The following is a 21,219-nucleotide window of genomic DNA, read 5'->3' on the forward strand; positions in this document are numbered from 1 at the left end:
TTGACCACCATTCAGGTGGCCGGTCTGCATGTCCGGCACCGCAAAACCGTCGCCCTCGACTCCCTCGACCTCGGCTTCGGCCGGGGCGTGCACGGCCTGCTCGGCCCGAACGGCGCGGGCAAGACCTCGCTGATCCGGGTGCTCGCCACGGTCGCCGCCCCGACCGGCGGCCGGGTGCGGATGCTCGGCGAGGACATCGCCGACCCGCGCGGACGCACCGAGGTCCGCCGCAGGCTCGGCTATCTGCCGCAGGACTTCGGCTACTACCCCGGCTTCACCGTGCGCGAGTTCGTCGCCTACATGGCCTGGCTGAAGGAGATGCCCGCGGCGGGGACACCGGCCGCCGTGGAGCGTGCCGTGGCCCGGGTGGGGCTGGCCGACCGGATCGACGCGAAGATCCGGACGCTGTCCGGCGGCATGGTCCGCCGCGTCGGCATCGCCCAGGCCATCGTCAACGACCCGGCGGTGCTGCTCCTGGACGAGCCCACGGCGGGCCTGGACCCGGAGCAGCGCGTGGAGTTCCGCGAGCTGCTGCGCGGACTCGGCGCGTCGGCCACGGTCCTGGTCTCCACGCACCTGGTGGAGGACGTGGCCGCGGCCTGCACGGAGGTCACGCTCATCGCCGGGGGCCGGCTCGCCTACCGCGGCACCCCCGAGGCGCTGACCGCCCTCGGGGCCGCCTCGGACGGCGTCGGCGACCACCCGATCGAGCGCGGCTACACGGCGGCCCTGCGCGCCCACCGGGAGGTGGCGGCCCGATGACCACGCTCCTGGAGAGGAAGCCCGCGACGGCCGCCGGGGCCGCTCCCCTGCGCCCTGAGTTCCGCACCGGCTTCGCCCCGCTCGCCGGGGCCGCCGTCCTGCTGACGCTGGCCGTCGCCCTCGCCGTGCCCGCGGAGAGCTGGCAGGGCGGCTGGGCGGAGACCCGGGACCACACGCACGCGGCGGCCGTCCTGCTCGGCATCCCGCTGGCGCTGGCCGCGGGCTGCTGGCAGGGCGGACGGGAACGCCGGCGCGGGACCGGCGACCTGCTGGAGACCGCCGTACGCGGCGCGCTGCCCCGCTTCCTCGCGTCGGCGGTGCCGGTCGCCCTCTGGGTGGCGGTGGGGCACCTCGTCGCCGCCGGGTGCGCGCTGCTGGCCACCTGGTACTGCGCCACCGGGGACAGCCCCCACCTGCTCGTCCCGCTCACCGACTCGCTCCTGCTGGCCGGCGCGGCGCTCGCGGGCCAGGTGGTGGGCCGGGCCGTGGCCTGGCGGCTCGCGGCCCCGGTGCTGGCGACGGCCGGGTACGCCGTGCTCGGCTTCCTGTCCTACGACCACGACAACGCCTGGTCCGCGCTGTCCCCGCTGACCGGAACCCCGGTCGACCGGGTGCCGGTGTGGTGGCAGCCGTGGGTGTCGGTGCTGTGGGTCGGCGGGCTCGCCGCCGCCGCGGTCCTGGCCCTCACCGCACGCCGCCGGGCCCTCGCCCTGGTGCCGCTGGCCTGCGCGACGGCCGCCGCGGTGGTCCTGGTCCAGTCCGGCGGGCCGACCCGCGCCAACCCGGTCGCCGGGCGCCAGGTCTGCGACACCTCCACGACCCCGCAGGTGTGTGTGAACGCCCGGTACGAGAAGCTGCTGCCGCGGATCACCGAGGCCCTGTCCGGGTTGACGGGACGTCTGGAGGGCATGGACCACGTCCCCGTGCGCTTCGAGGACCGCGCGGGCCGCCCGCGCGCCGGCGAGGCCGAGCTCCCGATGGTCGTCCCGCTCGGCCGGTCGGTCGTGCGCGGGCAGCTCACCGAGCCCGAGCAGTACGCGTGGGAGGCCGGGATGGCCCTCGTCGGCCGTGCGGACTGCGACCGCCTGGACCCCGCCGTGGCCCGCACGGACGCCGCCGTGGAGCACTACCTGGCCCCGAACCCGCAGGAGAGGCACTTCGACGACCTGGCCGCCCAGGGCTCCCCGGCCGACCGTGCCGAGCTGAAGGCCGGGCAGCGGGCCCGGGCCCGGCTGCTGGGGATGGCGCGGGACGAGCGCCGGGAGTGGCTGTCGGAGTACTTCGCGACGGCCGGCGACTGCGACCCGAGCGGGGTGCCGGCCCTGTGACCAGCACCGGCATCACCCTCTACGCCCGCTCCCGGGCCGTCCCGCAGACGGTCGCCACGCTCGCCGCGACCACCGTGCTCGCGGTGTGGGCGGCCCACTCCCTGGACTCCTACCTCGACCCGGAGCGCAGGGTGCCGGTGGTGGCCCTGGCACCGCTGGTGGCCGCGACGGCCATCGGCGCCGGCCTGCACTCCGCCTCGGAGGAACTGGACCGTGCGGCGGTGCGCCCCTGGTGGCGCCGGCGCCTGACCCATCTGCTGTGCCTGACGGCGCTGGCCGCCTCGCTGCTTCCGCTCGCCGTCCTGTCCAGCGCGCAGACCTTCGGCCCGCCCGCCATGGTCCGCAACGTCCTGGGCTGCGTCGGCCTGACGGCGGGCGCGGCGGTCGTCCTGGGCGCGCGGCTGAGCTGGCTGCCGGTGTTCGGCTATGTCAGCGCGATGTACATGGGGGTCTCGGGGCTGCGGGGCACCGCGCTGCCCGCCTGGGCATGGCTGCTGGAGCCCGGTGCCGGCGGCGGCGCGTGGGCGACGGCCGCGGTGCTGTTCGCCGTGGGCGGCGGCGCGTACACGGCGATGGGGGCGCGCGGAACTCCCTGAGGAGGGAGCCGCGCCCCCGTGCGCCGGGATACGCGAAGGCCCGGAACCTCAGGCGGAAATGCCGTCGATCCGGGCCAAGGCGTCATCCGCCCCATACGGTTGCAAGTACGGCAACCAGCGCGGGTCACGGTGCCCGGTGCCGATGATGCGCCAGGCGAGACCGGTCGGCGGAGCCGGTTTGTGGCGCAGCCGCCAGCCGATCTCGAACAGATGGCGGTCGGCTTTCACGTGGTTGCAGCGGCGGCAGGACGCCACCACGTTGTCCCAGACGTGCTTGCCCCCGCGACTGCGCGGGATGACGTGGTCGACGCTGGTTGCGACGCCACCGCAGTACATGCACCGGCCCCCGTCGCGCGCGAAGAGCGCCCTGCGGGTGAGAGGAACGGGCCCCCGGTAGGGGACGCGCACGAATCGCTTGAGCCGGACCACGCTGGGTGCGGGGACGGTGACGGTTGCGCTGTGCAGATAGGCGCCGGACTCCTCGAGGCATACGGCCTTGTTCTCGAGGACGAGGACGAGCGCGCGGCGGAGCGGTACGACGCCGAGCGGCTCGTACGACGCGTTGAGGACCAGGACATGCGGCACGGATGCCTCCTTGGGCGTCGGCGGCGCGTGGCTCGCGCCGGGACGATCTGTAGTCAGTTTCCCCTCATGCCTGGTGATGGCGCCACCATGTCCCGGTAACGGGCTGGGAGTGTTTTCGACCACATCCGATGCCTCCCCAGAGCGATGAACGGTTCATCCCACCAGTTCATCCCCACGTGAGCGGCCTTCCTCCCCCGAACATGGAGACGATGTGCACGCGATGCCCCGATAGTGTGGTGGGCCTGCCCCGCCGGTGACCTTTTCGTGACCTTGGCCGACCTTGACCACTGCCGGCGGGGCGGGCCGCTGCACTGGAGGTACCCGCTGTGTCCCTGCCCGCCGTCCTGCCGGCCGCCGACTCCACGCCGTCGCCGGCCCCCTCGGAGACGACGATCCCGGCGGTCCCCTCGATCCGGGACGCCCACGAGAGCGCGGCCGAGGCCGCCACCTGGGTCGAGCAGAACTGGTCGACCTGGCTGGCGATCGGTCTGCGCGTCCTGCTGATCGTGGTGATAGCGGCGGTCCTGAGAGTGGTCGTGCGCCGCGCGATCACCAAGCTCATCGACCGGATGAGCCGGACCGGACAGGCGGTGGACGGCTCGTCGCTGGGCGGTCTGCTGGTGAACGCCGAGCGCCGCCGGCAGCGCTCGCAGGCGATCGGCTCGGTGCTGCGGTCGGTGGCCAGCTTCCTGATCGCGGGCACCGCCGCCCTGATGGTCCTGGGCACCTTCGAGATCGATCTGGCCCCGCTGCTGGCGTCCGCCGGTGTCGCGGGCGTCGCCATCGGTTTCGGCGCCCGCAACCTGGTCACCGACTTCCTGTCCGGCGTCTTCATGATCCTGGAGGACCAGTACGGCGTCGGCGACACGATCGACGCGGGTGTCGCCTCCGGCGAGGTCATCGAGGTCGGCCTGCGGGTGACGAAGCTGCGCGGCGACGGCGGCGAGATCTGGTACGTCCGCAACGGCGAGGTCAAGCGCATCGGCAACCTGTCGCAGGGCTGGTCGATGGCCGCGGTGGACGTCACGGTCCGCGCCGACGAGGACCTCGACAAGATCAAGGCCACCCTCGACGAGGTCGCCGAGAAGATGACGAAGGAGGAGCCGTGGAACGAGCTCCTCTGGGGGCCGGTCGAGGTGCTGGGCCTGGACAGCGTGTCGCTGGACTCGATGGTGGTGCGGCTGTCCGCGAAGACCATGCCGGGCAAGTCCGTGACGGTGGAGCGCGAGCTGCGCTGGCGCGTCAAGCGCGCCTTCGACGCCGCCGACATCCCGATCATCGGCCGCCCGGCACCGGCCCCGGACGACGCGCCCGCACCCGACCCCACGGCCACCGTCGCGGCCCCCTCGGCCTACGCCAGCACCAGCTCCCCCCAGTCCCAGGCGGCCACCCCCCTGACGCCCCCCAGCGTGACGAAGTAGCGCCCCACGGGCGGGGCGCGGCGCATCCCCCGCGTCCCCGGGCGGGTGCCCCCGGCCCGGGGGACAGGCCCGCGGGACCGGCCTGCCACCGCCGCGGCAGGCGCCGCGCCGCGCGCCGGGGCGAGCCGCTTGCCGTTGACGGCCGCCTCGCCCGCCGGCCTGGCCGGTTTCCGGTGCGGTGTGAGCGGCCGGTTTGCCCCGGTGGGCCGGACTGGCTTGGATGCCGGGGGCGACGGAGGGCGGGCGGCGGCGGTGAAGACGGTGGGCGAGCGGTCCCTCGGGCGGCGCTTCGGCTGGCTGTGGGCCGCGTACGCGGTGAGCGCGTTCGGCACACGCCTCGCCTTCGACGCGTTCGCGCTGATCGCGGTCCTCGCGCTGCACGCCGGGCCGACCGAGGTGGCCCTGCTGGCGGCCTCGGGCCTCGCGGTGGGCGCGGTGCTCGCGGTGCCGCTCGGCGGCTGGGTCGAGTTCCGCCCGAAGCGGCCGGTGATGGTCGGGGCGGACCTGCTGCGCTGCGCGGCGCTGCTGAGCGTGCCCGTGGCGTACGCGCTGGACGTGCTGAGCCTTGCCCAGCTGCTGGTGGTGTCGGTGCTGACGGCCGCCGCCGACATCACGTTCGGCGCGGCGAGCGGGGCGTTCCTGAAGTCGCTGCTGCCGCCGGAGGACCTGCTCGCGGCCAACAGCCGCTTCGAGGCGACGGCCTGGACGGCGACCGCGCTGGGCCCGCCCCTGGGGGGTGTGGCGATCGGGGTGTTCGGGCCGGTGGCCACGGTCCTGGCGGACGCGGCGAGCTATCTGCTGTCCGCGCTGGGGCTCCGGGCGGTCGGCGGGACCGAGGAGCATCCCGAGCGCCCCGAGCGTCCCGAGGGCGTGCGAGGGTCACGGCTGGACGATCTGCGGGCGGGCTGGCGGCACATCCTCGGCCATGCCGAGCTGCGCCCGCTGTTCCTCAACACGGTGCTGGGGAACGCCCTGATCATGGTGGCGTCCCCGCTCCTCGCGGTGCTGATGCTGGGCCGCCTCGGTTTCACGCCCTGGCAGTACGGGCTGGCCTTCGCCGTGCCGTGCCTGGGCGGTCTGCTGGGCTCCCGGCTGTCGAGGCGGCTGGTCGCCCGGCACGGGCAGCGCCGGGTGCTGCTGGTGGCCGGCACGCTGCGCGCCTGCTGGCCGGTGGGCCTGGCCTTCGTGGGGCCGGGCACGGCCGGTCTGGTGCTGGTGATGGCCGTGGAGTTCGGCCTGATCACCTGTTCCGCGGTGTTCACCCCGGTGCTCGCCACCCGGCGCCTTGAGGGGACCCCGCCGGACCGGGTGACCCGCACCCTGACGGCGTGGTCGGTCACGAGCAAGACGGTGACGGCCGCGATGACCGCGCTGTGGGGCGTGCTGGCGATGCTGACGGGCCCCCGGGCCGCGATCGCGCTCGCCGGTGTCCTGCTGCTGGCGACACCGCTGCTGCTGCCCTGGCGCGAGCGGACGCCCGCCGCCCCGCGTCCCGGCGCTCCGGCCCCTGACGCGCGGCGGCCCGACGTCCCCAGGTGACGAGCGCGTTTCGCCGGACGGAATCCCTTGACTCCGCCTTCCCCACCGGCTTAGTTTCCTCCGCAGCGAATAGGAAACTTTCCTAACAGTGATCACGCGGGGCGTCCAGGATGGACGTCACCCGGTGATCACTGGGAAGCTGGGCAGCCGAGAGGCAGGTGTCGCACCCCATGGCAGGAACCGCCGGTACGCCGGGCACCCCGCGCGTCCTGCGCGCCATGAACGACCGCGCCGCCCTGGACCTCCTCCTGGAGCACGGGCCGCTGTCGCGCACGCGGATCGGCAAGCTCACCGGCCTCTCCAAGCCGACCGCCTCCCAGCTGCTGGCCCGCCTGGAGGCCGCCGGCCTGGTCCTGGCCACCGGCACCACGGAAGGCCGGCCCGGCCCCAACGCACAGCTCTACGAGGTGAACCCCCGCGCCGCGTACGCCGCCGGCCTCGACGTCACCCCGGAGCGCGTCCTCGCCGCCGTGGCCGACGTCACCGGCCGCACCGTCGGCTCGTACGAACTGCCCACCCCCGGCAGACGCCCGGCCCAGCCGGTCGTGCGGCAGGTCACCGACGCCCTCGACGGGGCCGTGAAGGCGGCGGGCCTGACCCGGGCCGACGTCCACCGGCTCGTCATCGGCACCCCCGGCGCCTTCGACCCCAACACGGGCCGTCTGCGCTACGCCTCCCACCTGCCCGGCTGGCACTCCCCCGCGCTGCTCGACGAACTCGCCGCGGCGCTCCCGATGCCCGTCGAGTACGAGAACGACGTCAACCTCGCGGCGGTGGCCGAGCAGCGGCTCGGCGCGGCCCGCGGCCACGAGGACTTCGTACTGCTGTGGAACGAGGGCGGTCTCGGCGCCGCCCTCGTCCTCGGCGGCCGGCTGCACCGCGGCTGGACCGGCGGCGCGGGCGAGGTCGGCTTCCTGCCCGTGCCGGGCGCCCCCCTCGTCCGCCAGGTGACCAAGGCCAACAGCGGCGGCTACCAGGAGCTGGCCGGCTCCCAGGCCGTCCCCCGCCTCGCCCGTGAACTCGGCGTCCCGGACATCCCGTCGGGGCCGTACGCCGAGGTCGCCGCCGCCCTCGTCGAACGGGCCGCCGCCCGGGACGACGGCCCCCACCGGCAGCTCCTGGAGACCTACGCGACCCGGCTGGCCACCGGTCTGGCCTCCCTGGTCTCCGTCCTCGACCCGGAACTCGTCGTCCTCAGCGGCGCCTCGCTGACCGCCGGCGGGGACACCCTGCGCACCCTCGTCCAGGACGAGCTGGAGGAACTGGCCGCGTCCCGGCCCCGGCTCGTCGTCGGCGACGTCCGTGAACACCCCGTGCTCCGGGGCGCGTTGGAGAGCGCCCTCGCCGCCACCCGTGACGAGGTCTTCGACACCTCGCGCTGACCCGCACCCGCTCCCGCACCACCCACACCCACCCCGTCCCGCCCTTGGGAGACCTCGCCATGCCCGGAAAGTCCAGGAACGTCATATCCTCGATGCCCCGCCGGTCCGCGGCGGCCCTCGCCGCGTCCGCCTCCCTGGCCCTGCTCGCCACGGCCTGTACGGGCTCCTCGGAGGCCGGCGCGCACGACGACCCGAACGCCCGCACCACGATCACCTTCTGGCACGGCTGGAGCGCGCCCGCCGAGGTGAAGGCGATCCAGGCGAACGTCGACGCGTTCGAGAAGGCCCACCCGAACATCACGGTGAAGGTCGTCGGCAACATCAACGACGACAAGCTCAACCAGGCGCTGCGCGCCGGCGGTTCGAACGGACCCGACGTCGTGTCGTCGTTCACGACCTCCAACGTCGGCAAGTTCTGCTCCTCCGGCGCCTTCCTCGACCTCGAGCCCTTCATCGAGAAGTCGAAGCTCGACCTCGGCAAGCTGATCCCGAAGCCGATGCTGGACTACACCCAGTTCGAGGGCACCCGCTGCGCGCTGCCGCTGCTCGGCGACGCCTACGGGCTCTACTACAACAAGGACGCCTTCGAGAAGGCGGGCATCACGTCCCCGCCCAAGACCTGGTCGGAGTTCGCGGAGGTCGCGAAGAAGCTCACGAAGACCAAGGGCGACGGCTACGAGCAGCTCGGCTTCATGCCGACGTACCACGGCTACGAGACGGTCGTGGACCACTACATGTCCCAGTGGGACCACGCCTACTTCGCCAAGGACGGCAAGTCCAACATCGCCAAGGACCCGGCGTTCGCCGAGATGTTCACGTACCAGAAGAAGCTCGTCGACGACCTCGGGGGCTTCGCGAAGCTGGAGAAGTACCGCAACACCTTCGGCGACGAGTGGGGCGCCAAGCACCCCTTCCACACCGGCCAGGTGGCCATGCAGCTCGACGGCGAGTGGCGGCTCGGCATGGCGCAGGACGCCGGCGCGGACTTCGAGATCGGCACCGCGCCGCTGCCCGTCGCCGACGACGAGGTGGACGAGTACGGCAAGGGCTTCCTCTCCGGCACGATCATCGGCATCGCCCCGCGCAGCGAGAAGCAGAACGCGGCCTGGGAGCTGGTGAAGTACCTGACGACCGACACCGCGGCCGTCGTGTCCTTCGCCAACGCCATCCACAACGTGCCCTCCACCTTCGAGGCGCTGAAGTCGCCCGACCTGAAGGTGGACCCCGGCTTCAAGACGTTCCTGGACATCGCGCAGAACCCGCACTCCAACACCCCGCCGGCGTCCGTCAACGGCTCCACGTACCAGACCACGCTCCAGGACTTCGGCTTCCAGTACGAGTCCGGCAAGGTGAAGGACCTGAAGGCCGGTCTGGAGAAGACCGCGCAGCAGATCGACACCGACATCGAGCAGGCGAAGTAGCCCCCGATGGCGACGTACACACTCCGCGCGAAGCGCCGCAGGTCGGCGCTTCGGACGGTGGCCTTCCTGTCACCGTGGCTGATCGGGTTCGGCGTCTTCTTCGCCTATCCGCTGGTGTCCACCGTGTACTTCTCGCTGATGAGGTACGACGGCTTCGGCACCCCCGCGTTCCGCGGCCTGGACAACTGGTCCTACGTCTTCCAGGACTACCCGATGTTCTGGCCGGCGCTGCGCAACACGCTCTGGCTGGTGCTGGTCATGGTGACCTGCCGGGTGGTGTTCGGGCTGGGCGTCGGACTGCTCATCACGAAGATCAGGACCGGCGTCGGGGTCTTCCGCACCCTGTTCTACCTGCCCTACCTCGCCCCGCCGGTCGCCGCGACGCTGGCCTTCGTCTTCCTGCTCAACCCCGGCACCGGACCCGTCAACTCCGTGCTGGACGGGCTCGGTCTGCCCACGCCCGGCTGGTTCACCGACCCCGCCTGGTCCAAGCCGGCCCTGACCGCGCTCGCGCTGTGGGGGGTGGGCGACCTCATGGTCATCTTCATGGCCGCCCTGCTCGACGTGCCGAAGGAGCAGTACGAGGCCGCCGAACTCGACGGCGCCTCGGCCTGGCAGCGGTTCCGGTACGTGACCCTGCCGAACATCTCGCCGATCGTGATGTTCGCCGTCGTCACCGGGGTCATCCAGACCATGCAGTACTACACACAGCCGCTGGTCGCCGGGAAGGTCGCCTCCGGTGTCATCGGCGGCTCCGGCCAGCAGTTCGAGCCGGGCTACCCCGACAAGTCGACGCTGACCCTCCCCCAGCTCGTCTACAACCTCGGCTTCCAGCGCTTCGACTACGGCTCCGCCTGTGTGGTCGCGCTCGTCCTCTTCGCCCTCGCCATGGCGTTCACCGCGCTGCTGATGCGACGCCGGGGCGGACTGATCCAGGCAGGTGACCGGTCATGACCCAGGTGCTGGAACGGCCCGCCCCGCCGGCCGCCCCGACCGCCGCCGAACGCACCGCGCGCCGCCGGGCGGTGCTGGAGTGGATCGCCGTGCACTCCCTGGGCGTCGCGGCCGCCCTGTTCTTCGTCCTGCCGTTCGTGTTCGTCGTCCTGACGTCGCTGATGAGCGACCAGCAGGCGCTGACCCGTGACCTGATCCCGCGGACCTGGGAGTGGGGCAACTACGCCCAGGTGTTCGACACCCCCGGCTTCCTGACCTGGTGGCGCAACACGCTGCTGTACGCCGGGCTGGGCACGGTCCTCACCGTCGTCTCGTCCGTCCCGGTGGCGTACGCGCTCGCCAAGTTCCGCTTCCGGGGCCGGAATCTGACGCTCATGCTGGTCATCTCGATGATGATGCTGCCGCCGCAGGTCGTCATCATCCCGATGTACCTGTTCTGGGCGAAGCAGCTGGACCTGTCGGGCACGCTGTGGCCGCTGATCATCCCGATGGCGTTCGGGGACGCGTTCTCGATCTTCCTGCTGCGCCAGTTCCTCACCACCATCCCCGACGAGTACCTGGACGCGGCGAAGGTCGACGGCTGCGGCGAACTGCGCACCCTGCTGCGGGTGGTGCTGCCCATGGCGAAACCGGGTATCGCCGCAGTGGCCCTCTTCCAGTTCTTCTACGCCTGGAACGACTACTTCGGGCCGCAGATCTACGCGTCCGAGAACCCGGGCGCCTGGACGCTGTCGTACGGACTGGAGTCGTTCAAGGGGGCGCACCACACCGACTGGAACCTCACCATGGCGGCGACCGTCCTGGTCATGGCCCCCGTGATCCTCGTGTTCTTCCTCGCCCAGAAGGCGTTCGTAGAGGGCGTCACGCTCACCGGAGTAAAGGGTTGAATCTCAAGTGAAACTCACCGTGGTCGGCGGAGGCTCGACCTACACGCCGGAACTCATCGACGGCTTCGCGCGTCTCCGCGACACCCTGCCCATCGAGGAACTGGTCCTGACGGACCCGGCGACGGACCGCCTGGAGCTGGTCGGCGGTCTCGCCCGCCGTATCTTCGCCCGCCAGGCCCACGCCGGAAGGATCACCACGACGACCGACCTGGACGCGGCCGTCGACGGGACCGACGCGGTCCTGCTCCAGCTGCGCGTCGGCGGCCAGGCGGCCCGGCAGCAGGACGAGACCTGGCCCCTGGAGTGCGGCTGCGTCGGCCAGGAGACCACCGGCGCCGGCGGTCTCGCGAAGGCCCTGCGCACGGTGCCGGTCGTCCTGGACATCGCCGAGCGGGTCCGGCGCGCCAACCCGGGCGCCTGGATCATCGACTTCACCAACCCGGTCGGCATCGTCACCCGCGCCCTGCTCCAGGAGGGGCACCGGGCGGTCGGCCTGTGCAACGTGGCGATCGGCTTCCAGCGCAAGTTCGCCGCCCTGCTCGGCGCCTCCCCCGCCGACCTCCACCTCGACCACGTCGGCCTCAACCACCTCACCTGGGAGACCGGGGTGCGCCTGGGCGGCCCCGAGGGCGCCGACGTCCTGCCGAAGCTGCTCGCCGAGCACGGCGACGCCCTGGCCGCCGACCTCCATCTGCCCCGTGTCCTGCTGGACCGGCTGGGCGTCGTCCCGTCCTACTACCTGCGCTACTACTACGCCCACGACGCGGTCGTCCGGGAGATGCGCACCAAGCCGTCCCGCGCCGCCGAGGTGGCCGCGATGGAGCGAGAACTGCTCGCCCTGTACGCCGACCCCGCGCTCGACGAGAAGCCGGAGCTGCTGTCCAAGCGGGGCGGGGCGTACTACTCGGAGGCGGCGGTGGACCTCGCGGCCGCCCTGCTGAACGGCGCCGGCAGCCCCCACCAGGTGGTGAACACCCTGAACCGGGGCACGCTGCCCTTCCTCCCCGACGACGCGGTGATCGAGGTGCAGGCGGCCGTCGGCCAGGACGGCCCGGCGCCGCTGCCCGTGCCCCGCCTCGACCCGCTGTACGCGGGTCTGATGGCGCAGGTGACGTCCTACGAGGACCTGGCGCTGTCCGCCGCCCTGCGCGGCGGCCGGGACCGGGTGTTCCGGGCGCTCCTCGCGCACCCCCTCGTCGGCCAGTTCGAGTACGCCGAGAAGCTCACCGACGAGCTGATCGCACACAACCGGGAGCACCTCGCGTGGGCATGACCGCACGTGTCCTCGCCGTCGACGCGGGCAACAGCAAGACCGACGTCGCCGTCGTGGCGGGCGACGGCACCGTCCTGGCCACCGCCCGCGCGGGAGGCTTCCGGCCGCCCGCCGTGGGCGTCGAGCAGGCGATGGACACGCTCGCCGGGGCCGTCGAGGAGGCGTTCACGGCCGCGGGCGTGACCTCCGCCGACCAGGTGTCGGCCTGTCTGGCCAACGCCGACCTTCCGGTGGAGGAGGAGACCCTGGCGGCCGCGCTGCACGCACGCGCGTGGGGCGCCCGCGTGGAGGTCCGCAACGACACCTTCGCGATCCTGCGCGCCGGGGTCGCCGAGCCCCGCGGGGTGGCCGTCGTCTGCGGCGCCGGCATCAACTGCGTGGGCATGACCCCGGACGGGCGCACCGCCCGCTTCCCGGCGCTCGGGCGGCTGTCCGGGGACTGGGGCGGCGGCTGGGGCCTGGCGGAGGAGGCGCTGTGGCACGCGGCCCGCGCGGAGGACGGGCGGGGCGCGGCCACGTCCCTGGCCGAGACGCTGCCCGCGCACTTCGGGCTGCCCTCCATGTACGCGCTGATCGAGGCCCTGCATCTGGGACACCTCCCGGAGCGGCGCCGGCACGAGCTGGCACCGGTGCTCTTCGCCACGGCCGCGTCCGGCGACCCGGTCGCGCGGTCCCTCGTCGACCGGCTGGCCGACGAGGTGGTCACCATGGCGACGGTCGCCCTGACCCGGCTCGGTCTGCTGGAGGAGGAGACCCCGGTCCTGCTCGGCGGCAGCGTCCTGGCGGCCCGGCATCCCCAACTGGACGACGGGATACGGGACCTGCTGGCCGCCCGCGCCCCCAAGGCCGTACCGGAGGTGGTGGCGGCGCGTCCGGTGCTGGGCGCGGCCCTGCTCGGGCTGGACGCGGTGGGCGCCCCGGAGGAGGTGCACGCCCGGCTGCGGCGGCACTTCGAGCCGTAGGCCGCCCCCGCCCCCCGGACATGCCCCCCGCACTCCTCCCACACCCGGCGCGACGAGGTGGAACCGAACCGATTCCCACGGCGTTCTCATGGGCAGGGGGTGGTGCGGGGGCTTGTTCGGCGGTGCCGGGGGCCGGGGCCGCCGCCGTGACCGGACCAGGATCGGTCGGGGCCGGTGCGTTCGCCGGTCCGCGCGGCGATACCGGCCCGCGACGGATGGCCATGGGGGAGGTCGGCATGACACGGACACCGGGCGGCAGCGCGCCGCCACCACCGGGCCGGGAGCCGGCCCCGAGCGTGCCGGCGCTGCCGTCCGTGCCGCCCCGACCGGGGCCTCCCGCACCGGAGTCGGCGCCCGCCTCCGCCGCGCCGGCGCCCGTCCCGCGGGCCCGCCGCACCGCGTTCGCGGAGGGCTTCGACCAGCTCCGGGCGGCCGCCACGACCGAGCCGGGCCGGCTGCGCATCCTCGGTGCCGTCCTCGCGTTGCTCGTCGTCGCGTTCGGCGCCGTCTCCGCCTGGCAGATGACCGAGCGGACGGCCGCCGCCGACGACGTCCTGCACCGCAGCCAGCCGCTCAGCTCCGACGCCGCCGACATCTACCGCTCCCTGGCCGACGCGAACACCGCGGCGGCCAGCGGCTATCTGGCGGGCCTCCAGGAGAAGCCGGCGATGCGCGCGGGCTACGAGAGGGACATCCGCACGGCCGCCGCCAAGCTCGTCACCGCCGCCGCCAACTCCGAACCGGGCTCGGAATCGGCCCGCACGATCGCCTCGCTGAGCCGGCTGCTGCCCGAGTACAACGGCCTGGTGGAGACGGCGCGGGCCAACAACCGCCAGGGCTACCCGGTCGGCGGCGCCTATCTGCGCGCGGCCAACGAGATGATGCAGCAGCGGATGCTGCCGGCCGCGGAGAAGCTGTACCGCACGGAGAACGGCCGCCTCGGCGCCGACTACGCCGACGCCCGGTCCTTCCCCTGGGCCTCGCTCGGTCTCGGCGTGCTCGCGCTGGCCGCCCTGGGATGGGCCCAGCACCGCACCTACCGGCGCACCAACCGGGTCCTCAACCACGGCCTCGTGACCGCCACGGCCGCCGCCACCGTCGGCCTGCTGTGGCTGACGGTGAGCCACACCGTGGCCCGCGCGGGCCTCGACGACTCCTACGAGCACGGCGTGCGCTCCCTGACGGTGCTGCACGAGGCCCGGATCGCCTCCCTGACCGCCCGCAGCGACGAGAACCTCACCCTGGTCCGCCGCGGCGCCGACACCCGCACCCTGGAGGACGGCAGCTCGGTCGACACCTACGAGTGGGGCTACGACCGCCAGATCGACGCCCTGCGCACCGCGCTCGCGCGCGCGGCGGACCTCGCCGACGACGCGGCGGGCAGCAAGCCCGTACGGGACGCGAACGGCTTCATGAAGGTCTGGAAGGACCGCCACGACCTCGCCCGCGCGGACAACGACTCCGGGAACTACCAGGCGGCCCGCGACCGCGTCATCGGCACCGCGAAGGAGCCGACGAGCGTGTGCTTCGACAACGTCGACAAGGCGCTGGCGACCGCGCTCACCCATGAACAGGGCGAGTTCCGGCGGGCCGCGGGCGATGGCCGGGACGCGCTGACGGGCGTTCCGGCCGGTGCCGCCGTCCTCGCGGTGCTGGGCGCGGCGGGCGCGGTCCTCGGCATCGGCCGCAGGCTGTCGGAGTACCGGTGAGAGGGGGCAGGACGATGCACGCACACACCGGCGCCCGGGCCGGCTCCGCCCGGTGGTGGCGGCGCCTGCGGGCGGGGCTGCGCGGCTGGGGCGGCGTCGGCGCGATGGCCCTCCTGTGCGCCCTGGCGGTGACCGCGGCGCTGCTGCTGCCCCTGTCCCAGTCCGCCGGCGACTCCACCGCCCCGACCGGGCACGGGGTCACCCACGCCGGGCAGGCCGCGGCCGGGAAGTGCGAGGACCCGCAGGACCGGAGCCTGTCTCCGTCCGGCGGCGGGAAGACCCCGGTCGTCGACGCGATCAAGGCCCGCGAGGACCGGCGTCTGGTCGTCGGCGTCGACACCAACAGCTACCGCTGGGGCTACCTCGACCCGAACAACCCCTCGGGCGCGCTGGAGGGGTTCGACATCGATCTGGTGCACCGGATCGCCGAGGACATCCTGGGCGACCGGGACGCGGTGCGGTTCAAGGCCATCCCGACCAGCCGGCGGATCGAGGCGATCGAGAAGGGGGAGGTCGACATGGTCGTGCGCACCATGACGATCACCTGTGACCGGCTGGACCATGTCGCCTTCTCCGCGCCCTACTTCGTGACCGGTCAGCAGGTCCTCGCGCCCAAGACGTCGCAGGTCACCGGCTTCGACGCGTCCCTGGCGGACCGCAAGGTGTGCTCGGCCCGGGGATCGACCGCGTACGACAACCTCGAAGCGGGCAGGAAGGAAGGCGTCCTGCCCGCCTCCACCGACATCCGCACCACCGTCCCCAACCAGCTCGACTGCCTGGTCAAACTGCAGTTGGGGGAGGTCGACGCGGTCGTCACGGACGGCGCGCTGGCGGCGAGCCAGGCGGCGCAGGATCCGGCCGTCGAGCTCAAGGGCGGCCTGTTCACTGACGAGTACTACGGAGTGGCGATGAAAAGGGGATCCGACGATCTGGTCCGCCGGGTCAACCGGATCCTGGAGGAGTACGTCGAGGACGGCGGCTGGGCGGCGTCGTACGAGAAGTGGCTCCACCCGACCATGGACACGGACGGCGGGAAGTCGGCGTCGGCGACCCCGCCGGAGGCCCACTACAGGTAGGCGGCCCGCGGGCGCGGGACGGCACGGACAGACGACTGACGGAACTCAACGCAGCGAGAGGTGATCGATGGGCGTCACGGACCCCGCCGGGCCGGTGATGGACCGGGACGAGGTGGACCGTGCGCTGGCGCGGCTCGGCCAGGAGCACGAGGCGATCGAGACCTCGCTGCTCGCCCTCCAGGACCACGCGGGCCGCAGACTCCTCGAAGGGGCCGAGCTGACCGGCGTGACCAAGGAGCGCTGGACGTCCGTGGAGGCGTCGATCACGCTGCTGTGGGCGTACTTCGACGCCTACACGGGCGCGCTGCGCTCGGCGCGCGAGATCCGCTCCCGGCGCCGCTGGTCCAGCCGCGAGGATCTGGCGGAGCTGACGGAGCTGCTGCGCGGCGAGTGTGTGACGGTGGCCGACTCGCCGTCCCTGCCGGGCGGTCCGGGTCTGCTGAGCGAGCGGTTCTCCCTGGCCGCGCTCGTGGACCGGATGAACGGGCTGTACGCGACCTCGCTGGACATGGTCGTGGCCGCCGACGCCGTCTGGTCCGCGCTGCCCGCCCGCATCGATCTGCTCGCCGCCGAGCTCCAGCGCACCCGCCGCCTCGCGCACTCCGTCGGGGTGCGCCCCGGCGAGCATCCGGCGGGCGACGACCTGGAGCGGATCACGCGCACGCTGACCCGGCTGCGCGCCGAGGTGGTGTCGGACCCGCTGGCCTACTGGGTGCCGGCGAAGGGCAGTTCGGCGCCGGGCGGCGGCCGCCCGGACACCACCGTGTACGACCGTGAGGCGCGCGCCCTGGAGGACGTGCGCCGGGAGATCGACGCGGTCCTGACGGTCCGCCAGGACGCCGAGCAGCGTCTGGTGCGGCTGCGGGACGTGCTCTCCCGCGCGGACCGCACGCTCGCCGAGGCCCGCACCGCGCGCGGCGAGGTGCTGGCGAAGATCGCCGCGACCGAGGTGCCGGTCGTCAGCGGTCCCCCGACGGTGCTCCAGGAGCAGCTGGCGACGGCCGCCGAGTACCGCAGGCAGGCCCAGTGGCACCGGCTGTCCCCGCTGCTGGAGTCCCTGGAGCAGAAGGCGGAGGACGAACTGCTGCGCGCGCGTGAGTCGCTGACGGCGGTCACCGCGCCGCTGGCGGTCCGCGCCGAGCTGCGCGGCCGCCTGGACGCGTACAGGGCGAAGGTGGCCCGGCACGGCCTCGCGGAGGACCCGCTGCTGGTCGAGCGCTACGACGCGGCGCGCCGCATGCTGTGGAGCGCGCCCTGCGACCTGCGCGTCGCCGAGCAGGCGGTCCTGCGCTACCAGCAGGCGGTGGCCGAGCTGCTCGGCGGCGCCGGTGGCCGCATCCCGGGTCCGCGCACCCCCGAGGACGGGGCGGGGAGCGGGACATGAGGGGCAGGGGGGACACATGAGCCAGGCGGGGCAGACCTGTCAGCGCCCGGACTGCGCCGGGCGGTACGAGGACATGGGCGGTGGCGAGCTGTACTGCGACACCTGCGGCCTGGCCCCGGTCGTCTCGGCGGCCGGCACGGTCGGCTCGCCGCCCACCGGGGTCGCGGCGGGCGGCAAGGGCGCCTCGGGCAGCGGCGGTTCGGGCTCCACCGGCCGGGGCGGCTCGCGCACGTCCTCCCGGACGTCGCGGTCCTCGCGGTCCCGGCGCTCGGTGTCCGGGCGGCTGTCGCGCGCGGTGTCCGGGCGGTCCACGGGCCGTTCGGTGTCCGTGCGCAGCTCGGGTTCCACGTCCGGCTCCAGCGGGCGCGGGCGGCTCGGCGCCGGGCTGGTCCAGGTGCCGGACGTGCCGCGGCCCGACCCGCGCGCGATGGTGCTGGAGACGGCGGAGGTGCCGGAGCGCAAGCGGTTCTGCTCCCGCTCCGACTGCGGCGCGCCCGTCGGCCGGGCCCGCGGCGACCGGCCGGGCCGCACCGAGGGGTTCTGCACGAAGTGCGGCCACCCGTACTCGTTCGTGCCCAAGCTGCGCGCCGGGGACGTCGTGCACGGCCAGTACGAGGTCGTGGGCTGCCTCGCGCACGGCGGGCTGGGCTGGATCTACCTGGCCGTGGACCGGGCGGTGTCGGACCGCTGGGTGGTGCTCAAGGGCCTGCTGGACACCGGTGACCAGGACGCGATGGCGGCGGCGATATCGGAGCGGCGGTTCCTCGCGGAGATCGAGCACGCCAACATCGTGCGGATCTACAACTTCGTCGAGCACCTCGACCAGCGCACCGGCTCCCTCGACGGCTACATCGTGATGGAGTACGTCGGCGGCAAGTCCCTGAAGGAGATAGCGAACGCGCGCCGTACGGAGGCGGGCCGCCGCGACCCGCTGCCGGTGGAGCAGGCGTGCGCGTACGGTATCGAGGCCCTGGAGGCCCTCGGGCATCTGCACAGCCGCAACCTGCTGTACTGCGACTTCAAGGTCGACAACGCCATCCAGACCGAGGACCAGCTCAAGCTGATCGACATGGGCGCGGTGCGCAGGATGGACGACGACGAGTCGGCCGTCTACGGCACGGTCGGCTACCAGGCACCGGAGGTCGCGGAGGTCGGCCCGTCGGTCGCCTCGGACCTCTACACGGTCGCCCGCACCCTGGCCGTGCTGTCCTTCGACTTCCAGGGCTACACGAACGTCTACGCCGACTCGCTGCCCGACCCGGACCACATCGACGTGTTCCGCCGGTACGAGTCCTTCTACCGGCTCCTGGTCCGCGCGACCGACCCCGACCCGGCCCGCCGTTTCGCCTCCGCGCAGGAGATGGCGGAGCAGCTGACGGGGGTGCTGCGCGAGGTCGTCTCGGTCCAGTCGGGCCGGGCGCGGCCCGCGCTGTCCACCCTGTTCGGGCCGGAGGTGCGGGTCACCGACACCGTGCTGTTCCCGGAGGCGGCCGGGGAGGTCTCCCGGCTGGGGGCGCGCCCGGTGCCGGCCCGCGGGAGCGCCGCACGCCGCACACCGGACGTGACCGCGCCGGCCCCCGCGCGGATCGTCAAGGAGGCCGACGCCCCCGCCGCCGCGCTGGCGCTGCCGGTGCCGCGCGTCGACCCCGCGGACCCCAACGCCGGTTTCCTCGCGGGCCTGCTGACCAGCGCCCCGGCCGAGCTGCTCGGCGCGCTCGCCGCCGTACCGGCGCCGTCGACGGAGTCCCGGCTGCGGCAGGTACGGGCCCGGCTGGAGAGCGGCGACACGGCCGCCGCGCACGAGGCCCTGCTGAAGCTGGAGGACGAGCACCCCGACGACTGGCGGGTCGTCTGGTACCGGGGCGTGGCCGCGCTGGTCACCGGGGACCACGCGGGGGCCGCGCTCGCGTTCGACGCGATCTACGACGCCTTCCCCGGGGAGCTCGCCCCGAAGCTGGCGCTCGCCCTGTGCGCCGAGGTGCTGGGCCAGTTGGACAACGCCGCCGAGTACTACCGGCTCGTGTGGACGACCGACCCCAGCCATGTCGGCGCCGCCTTCGGCCTGGCCCGCGTCCAGGTCGCGACGGGGGACCGCCGGGGTGCCGTGGCGACCCTGGAGTCCGTCCCGGAGAGCTCGATCCACTACACGGCGGCCCGCGTCGCGGCCGTCCGGGCCCGGCTGCGTCAACGCACCGCGGTCGCCGGGGACGTACCGTTCCTGGACGACCTGACGGCCGCGGCGGGGCAGGTGGAGGCGCTGGACGCGTACGGCCTGGACCCGGCGCGCCGGGAGCAGTTGTCGGCGGAAGTGCTCGGTGCGGCGCTGGACTGGATACTCTCCGGTGGCCAGGGTTCCGCCCCGTCCGCCCCCGGAGGACGGACGCTGCTCGGCAGTGGCCTGGACGAACGGGGGCTGCGGTTCGGCCTGGAGCGCTCGTACCGCATGCTGGCCCGGCTGGCCCCGGGCGGCGAGGAGAGGATCGACCTGGTGGAACGTGCCAACCGTTACCGCCCCCGGACGTGGGTGTAGTTGATGTCGCAGATGCCCCAGTTGTCCGCCTGCCCGAGCTGCGCCTGGCCGCTCGACTCGGGTGACCGTTTCTGCGGTGCGTGCGGATACGACCTGTCCACCGTGCCCGCACGGCCGGACGACCACCCCACCATCGCCCTGAACGGCTCCGCCGCCCCGGGCACCGGGACCGGCGGCCACGACCTGCCGCCGGGCACGCCTCCCCCGCCGCCGGTGCCGCCGCCCGGCATCCCGGCCCCCACCGCGCCCGAGCCCGGCCCGCCCCCGTTCCCGGCCCAGGCCGGCGAGAGCGACCCCGCCCCGCGCACCCCGACCGTGCCGGACGGCGTCCCCGTCCCGGCCGAGTCCCCCGAGACGCCGTCCTCAGGGGTGCGCCTCGACCGCCCGGCCGAACCCGACACGTACGCCCTGCAGGCCCCCGACCCCCGGGTGAGCGCCGGAGCGGCCACCCCGCCCGAAGGCGTCAAGGTGTGCGTCGCCTGCCGCGCCGGCCGGGTCGACCGCGACGGCTACTGCGAGAACTGCGGCCACGCCCAGCCCCGCGAACGGGACCACATGGAGCAGGAGGCCGGCCCGGTCGCCGCCGTCAGCGACCGCGGGCTGCGCCACCACCGCAACGAGGACGCGTTCGCCGTCGCCTGCACCACCCTGCCCGACGGGCGTCCGGCGACCCTGGCCATGGTCTGCGACGGGGTGTCCTCGGCGACCCGCCCCGACGACGCCTCCCTGGCGGCGGCCCGCGCCTCCACCGAGTCGCTGCTGGCCGCGCTGCCCCGCGGCACCCATCCGCAGCAGGCCCTCCAGGAGGCGATCGTCGCCGCCTCCAACGCGGTGAACGCGCTCGCCGCCGAACCGGCCACGGCCCGCGAGCAGGCCCCCCACCAGAACGCCCCGGCGTGCACGATCGTCGGCTCGATCGTCACCCCCGACCTGCTGGTCGTCGGCTGGGTCGGGGACAGCCGCGTCTACTGGGTCCCGGCCGACCGCTCCGCTCCCCCGGCCCGCCTCACCGAGGACGACTCCTGGGCCGCGCAGATGGTCGCGGCGGGCCTGATGAACGAGGCCGAGGCGTACGCCGACGAGCGGGCCCACGCCATCACGGGCTGGCTGGGCGCGGACGCGTACGAACTGGAGCCGCACACCGCGTCCTTCAAGCCGGACCGCCCGGGGGTCGTCGTGGTCTGCACGGACGGCCTGTGGAACTACGCCGAGGCCGCCGAGCACATGGCCGAGATCGTCCCGGCCGACGCCGCCACGCGCCCCCTGCACGCCGCCCGGGTGCTCGTGGGGCACGCCCTCGACGGCGGCGGGCACGACAACGTAACAGTGGCCGTCCTGCCGTTCCCGGCACCGCCGGCAGGGGCAGGATCGGCCTGAGGCCTGCCGCGGGGACGGCCTCGACGGACCGGA

At 73.9% G+C, this 21,219-nt stretch carries 17 protein-coding genes; 16 read left to right on the forward strand and 1 reads right to left on the reverse strand.

What is annotated here, in order from left to right:
- The 3 genes from F8R89_RS12495 to F8R89_RS12505 are packed head-to-tail and all read left to right on the forward strand — an operon-like array spanning position 1 to position 2,686.
- The gene (locus F8R89_RS12495; protein ID WP_225994378.1) at positions 1–762 is read left to right on the forward strand and encodes an ABC transporter ATP-binding protein; all 762 of its coding nucleotides are present in this window, start codon (positions 1–3) and stop codon (positions 760–762) included.
- Positions 759–2,090, forward strand: coding sequence for a hypothetical protein (locus tag F8R89_RS12500; protein WP_151784046.1), 1,332 nt, complete (start codon positions 759–761; stop codon positions 2,088–2,090). The genes F8R89_RS12495 and F8R89_RS12500 overlap by 4 nt, the downstream gene beginning before the upstream one ends.
- Positions 2,087–2,686: a hypothetical protein gene (locus tag F8R89_RS12505; protein WP_151784047.1), complete on the forward strand. Its 600-nt coding sequence runs from the start codon at positions 2,087–2,089 to the stop codon at positions 2,684–2,686. Before F8R89_RS12500 ends, F8R89_RS12505 begins: the two co-directional genes overlap by 4 nt.
- 48 nt (positions 2,687–2,734) lie before the next feature.
- On the opposite strand, the gene F8R89_RS12510 is transcribed toward F8R89_RS12505, so the two are convergent.
- The gene (locus F8R89_RS12510; protein WP_019760491.1) at positions 2,735–3,271 is read right to left on the reverse strand and encodes an HNH endonuclease; all 537 of its coding nucleotides are present in this window, start codon (positions 3,269–3,271) and stop codon (positions 2,735–2,737) included.
- 326 nt (positions 3,272–3,597) lie between these two features.
- Here F8R89_RS12510 and F8R89_RS12515 point away from each other — a divergent pair, with 326 nt between their 5' ends.
- The 13 genes from F8R89_RS12515 (at position 3,598) to F8R89_RS12575 (ending at position 21,186) form a co-directional block, all read left to right on the forward strand.
- Positions 3,598–4,692 (forward strand): mechanosensitive ion channel family protein, encoded by a 1,095-nt coding sequence (locus tag F8R89_RS12515; protein ID WP_151784048.1) that lies wholly within the window; start codon positions 3,598–3,600, stop codon positions 4,690–4,692.
- A gap of 261 nt (positions 4,693–4,953) precedes the next feature.
- The gene (locus F8R89_RS12520; RefSeq protein WP_151788096.1) at positions 4,954–6,231 is read left to right on the forward strand and encodes an MFS transporter; all 1,278 of its coding nucleotides are present in this window, start codon (positions 4,954–4,956) and stop codon (positions 6,229–6,231) included.
- Positions 6,232–6,401: 170 nt separating this feature from the next.
- On the forward strand, positions 6,402–7,613 hold the full coding sequence (locus tag F8R89_RS12525) for an ROK family transcriptional regulator (protein ID WP_151784049.1): 1,212 nt from the start codon (positions 6,402–6,404) through the stop codon (positions 7,611–7,613).
- 92 nt (positions 7,614–7,705) lie between these two features.
- Positions 7,706–9,034, forward strand: a complete 1,329-nt coding sequence (locus F8R89_RS12530) for an ABC transporter substrate-binding protein (RefSeq protein WP_151784050.1) — start codon at positions 7,706–7,708, stop codon at positions 9,032–9,034.
- A gap of 6 nt (positions 9,035–9,040) precedes the next feature.
- Positions 9,041–9,988, forward strand: coding sequence for a carbohydrate ABC transporter permease (locus F8R89_RS12535; RefSeq protein WP_151784051.1), 948 nt, complete (start codon positions 9,041–9,043; stop codon positions 9,986–9,988).
- Entirely contained in the window at positions 9,985–10,875 is an 891-nt protein-coding gene (locus tag F8R89_RS12540) for a carbohydrate ABC transporter permease (RefSeq protein WP_151784052.1), read from the forward strand. The genes F8R89_RS12535 and F8R89_RS12540 overlap by 4 nt, the downstream gene beginning before the upstream one ends.
- Before the next feature lie 7 nt (positions 10,876–10,882).
- Positions 10,883–12,148, forward strand: coding sequence for a 6-phospho-beta-glucosidase (locus F8R89_RS12545; protein ID WP_151784053.1), 1,266 nt, complete (start codon positions 10,883–10,885; stop codon positions 12,146–12,148).
- A complete protein-coding gene (locus F8R89_RS12550; protein ID WP_151784054.1) occupies positions 12,139–13,110 on the forward strand; it encodes an N-acetylglucosamine kinase in 972 nt (323 codons plus the stop codon). Before F8R89_RS12545 ends, F8R89_RS12550 begins: the two co-directional genes overlap by 10 nt.
- Before the next feature lie 236 nt (positions 13,111–13,346).
- Positions 13,347–14,819, forward strand: a complete 1,473-nt coding sequence (locus F8R89_RS12555) for a hypothetical protein (RefSeq protein WP_151784055.1) — start codon at positions 13,347–13,349, stop codon at positions 14,817–14,819.
- A gap of 14 nt (positions 14,820–14,833) precedes the next feature.
- Positions 14,834–15,895, forward strand: coding sequence for a glutamate ABC transporter substrate-binding protein (locus F8R89_RS12560; protein ID WP_151784056.1), 1,062 nt, complete (start codon positions 14,834–14,836; stop codon positions 15,893–15,895).
- Between the two features lie 67 nt (positions 15,896–15,962).
- On the forward strand, positions 15,963–17,279 hold the full coding sequence (locus F8R89_RS12565) for a hypothetical protein (RefSeq protein WP_151784057.1): 1,317 nt from the start codon (positions 15,963–15,965) through the stop codon (positions 17,277–17,279).
- Between the two features lie 16 nt (positions 17,280–17,295).
- Positions 17,296–19,809: a serine/threonine-protein kinase gene (locus tag F8R89_RS12570; protein WP_151784058.1), complete on the forward strand. Its 2,514-nt coding sequence runs from the start codon at positions 17,296–17,298 to the stop codon at positions 19,807–19,809.
- Between the two features lie 3 nt (positions 19,810–19,812).
- Positions 19,813–21,186 (forward strand): PP2C family serine/threonine-protein phosphatase, encoded by a 1,374-nt coding sequence (locus tag F8R89_RS12575; RefSeq protein ID WP_151784059.1) that lies wholly within the window; start codon positions 19,813–19,815, stop codon positions 21,184–21,186.
- Positions 21,187–21,219: the final 33 nt, after the last annotated feature.

The organism is Streptomyces sp. SS1-1 (assembly GCF_008973465.1).
In the GTDB taxonomy this organism is placed as follows: domain Bacteria; phylum Actinomycetota; class Actinomycetes; order Streptomycetales; family Streptomycetaceae; genus Streptomyces.

Excerpts from the sequence above, each read along its gene's own strand:
- F8R89_RS12570 (WP_151784058.1), top strand. The coding sequence starts at position 17,296 with ATGAGCCAGGCGGGGCAGACCTGTCAGCGCCCGGACTGCGCCGGGCGG.
- F8R89_RS12530 (WP_151784050.1), top strand. The coding sequence starts at position 7,706 with ATGCCCCGCCGGTCCGCGGCGGCCCTCGCCGCGTCCGCCTCCCTGGCC.
- F8R89_RS12540 (WP_151784052.1), top strand. The coding sequence starts at position 9,985 with ATGACCCAGGTGCTGGAACGGCCCGCCCCGCCGGCCGCCCCGACCGCC.
- F8R89_RS12575 (WP_151784059.1), top strand. The coding sequence starts at position 19,813 with ATGTCGCAGATGCCCCAGTTGTCCGCCTGCCCGAGCTGCGCCTGGCCG.
- F8R89_RS12560 (WP_151784056.1), top strand. The coding sequence starts at position 14,834 with ATGCACGCACACACCGGCGCCCGGGCCGGCTCCGCCCGGTGGTGGCGG.
- F8R89_RS12555 (WP_151784055.1), top strand. The coding sequence starts at position 13,347 with ATGACACGGACACCGGGCGGCAGCGCGCCGCCACCACCGGGCCGGGAG.
- F8R89_RS12535 (WP_151784051.1), top strand. The coding sequence starts at position 9,041 with ATGGCGACGTACACACTCCGCGCGAAGCGCCGCAGGTCGGCGCTTCGG.
- F8R89_RS12565 (WP_151784057.1), top strand. The coding sequence starts at position 15,963 with ATGGGCGTCACGGACCCCGCCGGGCCGGTGATGGACCGGGACGAGGTG.
- F8R89_RS12500 (WP_151784046.1), top strand. The coding sequence starts at position 759 with ATGACCACGCTCCTGGAGAGGAAGCCCGCGACGGCCGCCGGGGCCGCT.
- F8R89_RS12525 (WP_151784049.1), top strand. The coding sequence starts at position 6,402 with ATGGCAGGAACCGCCGGTACGCCGGGCACCCCGCGCGTCCTGCGCGCC.